Origin of the sequence: Streptomyces carpinensis (genome assembly GCF_002154505.1) — a bacterium.
Classification (GTDB): domain Bacteria; phylum Actinomycetota; class Actinomycetes; order Streptomycetales; family Streptomycetaceae; genus Streptomyces; species Streptomyces carpinensis.
Genome location: NZ_MUBM01000520.1, coordinates 1 through 9,012 on the forward strand (window position 1 = coordinate 1; position 9,012 = coordinate 9,012).

Consider the following 9,012-nt stretch of genomic DNA (forward strand, 5'->3'; position numbering starts at 1 on the left):
CGCGCACGGGTCCCGGGCGCGGCCGGCGCGCACCGCCGGCCGCCCCCACGCTCGCTCACCTCATGAACGCCCCCCGGCAACCCGGCCACCCGCGCCCGGCGGGCGGTGTTTCGCTCGGGGACGGCCCCGGGCCGGTCCCGCGTCCGCGCGCGTCACGGGAGAGACCCCGCCGCCCGCGCCGAGCGGGCGGTGTTTCGCCCGGGGGGCGACCCCCGGACCCGCGGCCGGTCCTGTGCCCGCGCGCGTCACGGGAGAGACCCCGCCGCCCGCGCCGAGCGGGCGGTGTTTCGCCCGGGGGGGGCGACCCCCGGACCCCCGGCCGGTCCTGCGTCCGTCCGCGTCATGAGAGAAGCCCCGCCGCCCGCGCCCAGCGGTACTTCGCCCCGAGTACGGCCACCGGCTTCTCCGTCGTGTACGGGTACGCCACGACCCCCCGCTCGAAGAGGTACTGGCAGGCGTCCTCGACCTCCACGTCACCGGCGAGCGAGGCCACCACCGGCTTCTCGACACCGCGCTCGCGGAACTCGGCTACCACGCGCGCGGTCAGCTCGGCGAACACCATGGGAGGGGTGACGATGGTGTGCCAGTAGCCGAGGACGAGCGCGTGGATGCGCGGGTCCTCCAGACCCAGCCGGATCGTCGCCTCGTACGTCGACGGCGGCTCGCCCCCGGTGATGTCCACCGGATTGCCCGCGGCCCCGAACGGCGGGATGAAGCGGCGGAACGCCTCGTCCAGGTCCGGTGGGATCTCCATCAGCGACAGCCCGTTGTCGGTCACCGCGTCGGACAGCAGCACACCGCTGCCGCCGGCGCCGGTGATGATGACCACGTTGTCGCCCTGGGGGGTGGGCAGCACCGGCAACGCGCGCGCGTACTCCAGCATGTCGTTCAGACCGGGCGCCCGGATGACGCCTGCCTGCCGCAGGATGTCGTCGTACACGGCGTCGTCGCCCGCCAGGGCGCCGGTGTGCGACCCGGCGGCCTTCGCGCCGGCCGCGGTACGCCCCGCCTTGAGGACGACGACCGGCTTCTTCGGCACGGTCGCCCGCGCGGCCTCCACGAAGGCACGGCCGTCCTTCAGGTCCTCCAGGTGCATCGCGATGCACTCGGTGTGCGGGTCCTCGCCGAACCAGGTCAGCAGGTCGTCCTCGTCGAGGTCCGACTTGTTGCCGAGGCCCACGATCGCCGACACGCCCGTCTTCGTGGTGCGGGCGAAGCCGAGGATCGCCATGCCGATCCCGCCGGACTGGGAGGTCAGTGCCACCCCGCCCTTGACGTCGTACGGCGTGCAGAACGTGGCGCACAGGTCCTGCCAGGTCGAGTAGTAGCCGTAGATGTTCGGCCCGAGCAGCCGGATCCCGTGCCGCTCCGCGATCGCCACGATCTCGGCCTGGAGTTCGTGCTCGCCGGTCTCCGCGAACCCGGAGGGGATGAGCACCGCGTTGGGGATCTTCTTCCGTCCCACCTCCTCCAGGGCCGAGGCCACGAACTTGGCGGGGATAGCGAAGACCGCCACATCCACCTCACCGGGAACGTCCGTGACACTCTTGTACGCCTTGCGGCCCAGAATGTCATCGGCCTTGGGATTCACCGGATGGATCTCCCCGGAGAAGCCGCCGTCGACGAGGTTGCGCATCACCGAGTTGCCGATCTTCCCCGGCTCGTTGGAGGCGCCGATCACGGCGACCGAGGCCGGCTGCATCAGCCGCCGCATGGAGGTGAGGATCTCCTCGCGGGTGTATTTCCTTCGCGTCGGCGGCTGCTCGCCGGCGAGGATCACCCGGATGTCGGCGGCGACCGCGCCGTGCTCGGTGGCGATCACCGGGTTGAGGTCCACCTCGGCGATCTCCGGGAAGTCCGCGACCAGTTGGGAGACCCGCCGGATCTGCTCGGCGAGCGCCCACCGGTCCACCCCCGGCCGCCCGCGCACCCCGCGCAGCACCTGGGCCGAGCGGATCGAGTCCAGCATGGACAGCGCCTCGTCGGCGTCCAGGGGCGCGAGACGGAACGTCACGTCCTTCAGCACCTCGACGAGGACCCCGCCGAGTCCGAAGGCCACAACCTTCCCGAACGTCGGGTCGGTCACCGCACCGACGATGACCTCCTGCCCCTCGGGCAGCAGTTCCTGCACCTGCACACCGTGGATACGGGCATCGGCGTCGTAGGCGCGCGCGTTGTCGACGATGCGGTGGAAGGCGGCCCGTACGTCCGCCGCGCCCGCCACCCCGACCACGACCCCGCCGGCGTCGGTCTTGTGCAGGATGTCCGGGGAGACGATCTTCATCACCACCGGCCCGCCGAACCGTGCCGCGCACGCCACGGCCTCGTCCACGTCCCGCGCCAGCTCCTCGCCCGGTACGGTGATCCCGTAGGCGTCGGCGAGCACCTTGCCCTCGGGCGCGGTCAGGGCGCTGCGGCCCTCGGCCCGCACCGAGTCGAGCAGGGCGCGTACCCTCAGCACCCGGTCCTCGGCCATCACGTCAGATCACTCCGTTCGACTTCAGCAGGCGCAGCTCCTCGTCGCCGAGGCCAAGCTCGCCGACGTAGACCTCTTCGTTGTGCTCGCCGAGCAGCGGTGAACTGCTGACCTCGACGGGGGAGTCGGACAGCTTCAGGGGGCTGCCGACGGTGACGAACTCGCCGCGCTCGGGGTGCGGCACACGGACCACCATCTCGTTGGCGACCAGCGACTCGTCCTCGATGATCTCCCTGGTGGACAGGATCGGCCCGCACGGGATGTTGTGGGCGTTGAGCCGCTCCAGCACCTCCCACTTGGGCAGGGTCGAGGACCACTCCTCGATCAGCTGGAACATCTTGTTCAGGCGGGGCAGCCGGGCCTCCGGGGTGGCCCAGTCGGGGTCGTCGGCCAGCTCGGGCCGGCCGATCAGCTCGCTGATCGGCTTCCAGCCGACCGGCTGCACGATCACGTACACGTAGTCGTTGGGCCCGCCCGGCGCGCACTTGACCGCCCAGCCGGGTTGCCCGCCGCCGGAGGCGTTGCCGGAGCGGGGGACCTCGTCGCCGAAGTCCTCGTTGGGGTACTCGGCGAGCGGTCCGTGGGCCAGGCGCTGCTGGTCGCGCAGCTTCACCCGGCACAGGTTGAGCACCGCGTGCTGCATGGCCACGTTGACCCGTTGCCCGCGCCCGGTCCGCTCCCGCTGGAACAGCGCGGCGAGCACCCCGGCCACCAGATGCACCCCGGTCCCGGAGTCACCGATCTGCGCGCCGGTCGCCGTCGGGGGCCCGTCCTCGAACCCGGTGGTCGCCATCGACCCGCCCATGGCCTGCGCGACGACCTCGTAGGCCTTGAAGTTGGTGTACGGGCCCTCCCCGAACCCCTTGATGGAGGCGTAGACGATCCGGGGGTTGATCTCCTGGATCCGGTCCCAGGTGAAGCCCATCCGGTCGACGGCGCCCGGGCCGAAGTTCTCCACCATGACGTCGGAGCGCCGGATCAGCTCGGTCAGGAGCTCCTTGCCGCGCTCGGTCTTGGTGTTGAGGGTGATGCTCCGCTTGTTGCAGTTGAGCATCGTGAAGTAGAGGGAGTCGACGTCAGGGAGGTCACGCAGCTGCTTGCGCGTGATGTCGCCGGTGGGCGCCTCCAGCTTGACGACGTCCGCACCGAGCCAGGCCAGCAGCTGGGTGGCGGAGGGGCCGGACTGGACGTGGGTCATGTCCAGGACCCGGATGCCTTCAAGTGCTTTGCCCGTCATGGACGTCCACCTCACTTGTACATCGTCTGGTTCATGGTTCCGGGGGCGTACGCGTCCGGGTCGACCCAGACGTTGATCAGCGAGGGCTTGCCCGACTCGCGGGCGCGCCTGAGGGCCGGGCCGATGTCGGCGGGGTCGCGCACCTCCTCGCCGTGGCCGCCCAGCATCTGCGCGAACTTGTCGTAGTGGACGTCGCCGAGGGTGTTGCCGACCCGCTCGCGCTCCTTGCCGTACTTGGCGGCCTGGCCGTAACGGATCTGGTTCATCGAGGAGTTGTTGCCGACGATCCCGACGAAGGGCAGGTCGTAGCGGACCAGCGTCTCGAAGTCCCAGCCGGTGAGAGAGAACGCCCCGTCGCCGAAGAGGGCGACCACCTCCTTGTCGGGCCGGGCCTGCTTGGCGGCGAGCACGAAGGGGATGCCGACGCCGAGGGTGCCGAGCGGCCCCGGGTCCATCCAGTGGCCCGGCGACTTGGGCTGCACGACCTGCCCGGAGAAGGTGACGATGTCGCCGCCGTCGCCGATGTAGATCGAGTCCTCGGTGAGGAAGTCGTTGATCTCGCTGACCAGCCGGTAGGGGTGGATCGGGGAGGCGTCGGACCTGAGCTGCGGCAGCCGCTTGTCGAGCGCGGCCTGTTCGGCGGCGCGCAGCTCGTCGAGCCACTCCTTGCGCCTTGCGGCGCCGCCGTTGACGCGTCCGGAGGCGGCCTCGGTCACGGACTTCAGCACCAGCCCCGCGTCACCCACGATCCCGAGGTCGATGTCGCGGTTCTTGCCGACGGTCCGGTAGTCCAGGTCGATCTGCACGACCGTGGCCGCGGGGGAGAGCCGCTTGCCGTACCCCATGCGGAAGTCGAAGGGCGTGCCGACGATCACGATGACGTCGGCGTTCGAGAAGGCGTACCGCCGCGACAGCTGGAAGTGGTGCGGGTCGCCGGGCGGCAGGGTGCCGCGTCCGGCGCCGTTCATGTACGCGGGGATGTTCAGGGTCCGCACGAGCTCGATGGCGGCCTCGGTGCCGCGCGTCGTCCAGACCTGGCCGCCCAGCAGGATGGCCGGCTTCTCGGCGTGGACGAGGAGGTCGGCGAGCTTCTCGACCGCCTCTGGGTCGCCGGACGAGCGGGTCGAGGCCCGGTAGTGGCCGGCGGCCGGGACGCGGGCCTTGTCGCGCGGGACCTTGGCGTCCAGCACGTCCCGTGGGATCTCCAGAAAGGACGGCCCGGGTGCCCCGTGGTAGCACTCGCGGAACGCCATCGACACCATGTCCGCCGCCCGCGCCGTGTCCGGCACCGTCGCCGCGAACTTGGTGATCGGCGTCATCATGTCGACATGCGGCAGGTCCTGCAGGGACCCCATCTTGTGCTGGGTGTGCGCCCCCTGACCGCCGATCAGCAGCATCGGTGACTCCGCGCGGAAGGCGTTGGCGACACCGGTGACGGCGTCCGTCGTACCGGGACCGGCGGTGACGACCGCGCAGCCGGGCTTGCCGGTCAGGCGCGCGTAACCGTCGGCGGCGTGGGCGGCGACCTGCTCGTGTCGTACGTCGACGACCTCGATGCCCTCGTCGACGCAGCCGTCGTAGATGTCGATGATGTGGCCACCGCACAGGGTGTAGATGCGGTCGACTCCCTCTGCCTTGAGGGCCTTGGCGACGAGATGGCCGCCGGAGATCACGTCCTCGGCGGGCCGGGCCTGCTGGGCGTCCTGGGTGTCGTCGGGCATGGCGAAGTCCTGTCCCTTCGTAGGGGTGGGAACGCTCGTGGCCGTACAGCGCGGGCTGCGCGGCGGTGTCTGCAGTACATTGCATACAGTCGACGAATACTGTATGAAGCTTGTTATCCCGCATCCGGTGGGTGGTGTCCAGGGGGCGTGCGGCACTTTTCGAGGGCCTGGGGGCCGTCCCCCTGATGAGTCGGCAGACAGGAGCCGAAATGGACCTGTACGAACACCAGGCAAGGGAACTCTTCGAGGAACACGGCATCGTGGTGCCGAGGGCGGAGGTCACGGACTCGCCCCTTCAGGCGCGCGAGATCGCCCGCCGGCTCGGCGGACGTGTCGTCGTCAAGGCGCAGGTGAAGACCGGCGGCCGGGGCAAGGCGGGCGGAGTGCGGATGGCCGCCGACCCCACGGCCGCCGAGCTCACCGCACGCCAGATCCTCGGCATGGACATCAAGGGCCACACGGTGGGCACGGTGATGCTGGCCCAACCGGTCGACGTGGAGCAGGAGTTCTACGTCTCCTACGTCCTCGACCGCGCCGCGGGCCGCTTCCTCGCCATCGCCTCCGCCGAGGGCGGCATGGAGATCGAGGAGGTGGCCGCCCGCCGGCCGGAGGCGGTCGCGCGGGTGCACATCGATCCGGCGCAGGGCGTGACCTCGGCGCGGGCGAGCGAGATCGCCGAGGCCGCCGGGCTCCCACCGCAGACCGTCGACGTCCTCGTACGGCTGTGGGAGGTGCTGGTCCGCGAGGACGCCGTCCTCGTCGAGGTCAACCCGCTCGTCCGCACCGCGCAGGGCCGGATCGTCGCCCTCGACGGCAAGGTCACCCTCGACGACAACGCCCGCTTCCGGCAGGCACGTTGGGGCGCCGACGAGTCCGTGCGCGACGACCCGCTGGAGACGGCTGCCGCCGCCAAGGGCCTCAACTACGTCAGGCTCGACGGCGAGGTCGGCGTCATCGGCAACGGTGCCGGGCTGGTCATGTCGACGCTCGACGTGGTGGCCGGCTGCGGCGCCCGGCCCGCCAACTTCCTCGACATCGGCGGCGGCGCGTCGGCGCAGGTGATGGCCGACGGACTCTCCGTCATCCTCTCCGACCCGGCGGTCAAGTCCGTCCTCGTCAACGTCTTCGGCGGCATCACCGCCTGCGACGCGGTCGCCGAGGGCATCGTGCGGGCCCTGGACACGGTGCGGCTGACCAGGCCACTGGTCGTACGCCTGGACGGCAACAACGCCGCGCGCGGCCGCGCCATCCTCGACGAACGCGCGCACCCCCTGGTCCACCAGGCCACCACCATGGACGGCGCAGCCCTGCGTGCCGCCGAACTCGCCACCGCAGCCTAAGGAGACGGCAGGCCATGGCCATCCACCTCACCAAGGACAGCAAGGTCCTCGTCCAGGGCATGACCGGCGGCGAGGGCATGAAGCACACCCGCCGCATGCTCGCGGCCGGCACGAACGTCGTCGGCGGCGTCAACCCGCGCAAGGCCGGCCGCGTCGTCGACTTCGACGACCGCGCCGTCCCCGTCTTCGGCTCGGTACGGGAGGGAAGGGAGGCGACCGGCGCGGACGTCAGCGTGGTGTTCGTCCCCCCGGCCTTCGCCAAGGCGGCGGTGCTGGAGGCCGCCGACGCGGGCATCGACCTGGCGGTCGTCATCACCGAGGGCATCCCCGTGCACGACTCGGTCGCCTTCACCGCGTACGCGCGCAGGACGGGGATGCGGGTGATCGGCCCGAACTGCCCGGGCCTGATCACCCCCGGCCAGTCCAACGCGGGCATCATCCCGGCCGACATCACCAAGCCGGGCCCCATCGGCCTGGTCTCGAAGTCGGGCACACTCACCTACCAGCTCATGTACGAGTTGCGCGACATCGGCTTCTCGACGTGCGTGGGCATAGGCGGCGACCCGGTCACCGGCACCAGCCACATCGACTGCCTGACCGCCTTCGAGGCCGATCCCGACACCGAACTGATCGTGATGATCGGCGAGATCGGCGGCGACGCGGAGGAACGCGCCGCCGCCTTCGTCCGGGACCACGTCACCAAGCCGGTCGTCGGCTACATCGCGGGCTTCACGGCCCCCGAGGGCAGGACGATGGGCCACGCGGGCGCCATCGTCTCCGGCTCGACGGGAACCGCGCGGGCCAAGAAGGAGGCACTGGAGGCGGCCGGAGTGGCGGTGGGCAGCACCCCGACGGAGACGGCGCGCCTGGCACTGGCCGCGCTGGGAAGGGACACGTGACGTCACCGACGGACGACGTCAGGTCACTGTGCGGCGCCGCGACGCCACCGAAAGGCCCCGAGGACTGCCGAACGCCTCCGCCAGGCCGTTTCCCGTCGTCCTCTCGCTTCTCGTCCTCTCGTTTCTCTCGACTGTGCACCGAGAGCGGAGCAACCGAATGACACCCACCCTCACCCTCAAGCCCGGCACGTCCTGGACCGACGCCTGGCAGCGCTGCCTCACCGTCGCCCCCGAGGCGTTCCAGGGCGACCGCGTCCTCAACCTCTGGAACGCCGCCTGGCAGGCGGACGGCCGGGCACTTCCGGCGACCAGCCCCGTCGACGCCGGGCCCATAGCGGGCGCGCCCCGCCTGGACGGGGCCACGGCCGAGCGGGCCGTACGAGCGGCTCTGGACCAGCACCGGGCCTGGCGCCACGTACCCCTGCCCGAGCGCCGCGCCCGGATCGCCGCCACCCTCGACGCCCTCGCCGAACACCGGCAGCTCCTGGCGCTGCTGCTGGTCTGGGAGATCGGCAAGCCGTGGCGGCTGGCGCAGGCGGACGTCGACCGGGCCATCGACGGAGTGCGCTGGTACGTCGACGGCATAGAGCCGATGATCGCGAACCGTTCCCCCCTGGACGGCCCGGTCTCGAACATCGCCAGCTGGAACTACCCGATGAGCGTGCTCGTCCACGCGATGCTGGTCCAGGCGCTGGCGGGCAACGCGGTCATCGCCAAGACCCCGACCGACGGCGGTGTCGCCTGCCTCACCCTGGCCTGCGCGCTGGCGGCGCGCGAGGGCGTCCCCGTCACCCTCGTCAGCGGCAGCGGGGGAGAACTCTCCGAGGCGCTGGTGCGGGCGCCGGAGATCGGCTGCGTCTCCTTCGTCGGCGGCCGGGACACCGGCGCGGCGGTGGCCACGGCGGTGGCCGACCTCGGCAAACGGCACATCCTCGAACAGGAGGGCCTGAACACCTGGGGCATCTGGAACTACGGCGACTGGGAGGCGTTCGCGGCCGTCGTCCCGAAACTCTTCGACTACGGCAAGCAGCGCTGCACCGCCTATCCGCGCTTCGTCGTCCAGCGTGACCTGTTCGACGAGTTCCTGGCGGCGTACCTCCCGGCGGTGCGCGCGGTAGGGGTGGGCCACCCCCTGGCCGTGGAGCGGCCGGACTCCCCCTTCCCGGAGCTGGACTACGGCCCACTGATCAACGCGGCCAAGGCGAAGGAGCTGACGGACCAGGTGGCCGAGGCCGTCGACCGGGGCGCGATCCCGCTGCACCGGGGCCGGCCGCAGGACGCCCGCTTCCTTCCGGGCCAGGACACATCGGCGTACGTCCACCCGGTCACCCTTCTGAAC

General features: G+C 71.2%; 6 protein-coding genes. 3 read left to right on the plus strand and 3 right to left on the minus strand.

The genetic code is table 11. The annotated features are described in order from the left end of the window. Positions 1–340: 340 nt before the first annotated feature. Genes BZY54_RS45260 through BZY54_RS45270 form a run of 3 tightly spaced genes read right to left on the minus strand, consistent with a single transcriptional unit; the run spans position 341 to position 5,434 of the window. Positions 341–2,476, minus strand: coding sequence for an acetate--CoA ligase family protein (locus tag BZY54_RS45260; RefSeq protein WP_086731184.1), 2,136 nt, complete (start codon positions 2,474–2,476; stop codon positions 341–343). Positions 2,477–2,480: 4 nt separating this feature from the next. Continuing rightward, positions 2,481–3,713 carry a formyl-CoA transferase gene (frc, locus tag BZY54_RS45265; protein WP_086731179.1) on the minus strand — a complete coding sequence of 411 codons (1,233 nt, stop codon included), beginning with the start codon at positions 3,711–3,713 and terminating at the stop codon, positions 2,481–2,483. A gap of 11 nt (positions 3,714–3,724) precedes the next feature. Beyond that, positions 3,725–5,434 carry a thiamine pyrophosphate-binding protein gene (locus tag BZY54_RS45270; protein ID WP_086731180.1) on the minus strand — a complete coding sequence of 570 codons (1,710 nt, stop codon included), beginning with the start codon at positions 5,432–5,434 and terminating at the stop codon, positions 3,725–3,727. A gap of 209 nt (positions 5,435–5,643) precedes the next feature. On the opposite strand from BZY54_RS45270, the gene sucC reads away from it, so the two are divergent. The 3 genes from sucC to BZY54_RS45285 form a co-directional block, all read left to right on the plus strand. After that, positions 5,644–6,774, plus strand: coding sequence for an ADP-forming succinate--CoA ligase subunit beta (gene sucC / locus BZY54_RS45275; protein WP_086731181.1), 1,131 nt, complete (start codon positions 5,644–5,646; stop codon positions 6,772–6,774). 14 nt (positions 6,775–6,788) lie between these two features. After that, complete coding sequence (gene sucD / locus BZY54_RS45280) at positions 6,789–7,673, plus strand: succinate--CoA ligase subunit alpha (protein ID WP_086731182.1); 885 nt, start codon at positions 6,789–6,791, stop codon at positions 7,671–7,673. A 157-nt stretch (positions 7,674–7,830) separates the two neighbouring features. After that, a partial coding sequence (locus BZY54_RS45285) for an aldehyde dehydrogenase family protein (RefSeq protein ID WP_086731183.1) occupies positions 7,831–9,012 on the plus strand: 1,182 nt, incomplete at its 3' end.

Excerpts from the sequence above, each read along its gene's own strand:
- BZY54_RS45260 (WP_086731184.1), bottom strand. The coding sequence starts at position 2,476 with ATGGCCGAGGACCGGGTGCTGAGGGTACGCGCCCTGCTCGACTCGGTG.
- frc (WP_086731179.1), bottom strand. The coding sequence starts at position 3,713 with ATGACGGGCAAAGCACTTGAAGGCATCCGGGTCCTGGACATGACCCAC.
- BZY54_RS45270 (WP_086731180.1), bottom strand. The coding sequence starts at position 5,434 with ATGCCCGACGACACCCAGGACGCCCAGCAGGCCCGGCCCGCCGAGGAC.
- sucC (WP_086731181.1), top strand. The coding sequence starts at position 5,644 with ATGGACCTGTACGAACACCAGGCAAGGGAACTCTTCGAGGAACACGGC.
- sucD (WP_086731182.1), top strand. The coding sequence starts at position 6,789 with ATGGCCATCCACCTCACCAAGGACAGCAAGGTCCTCGTCCAGGGCATG.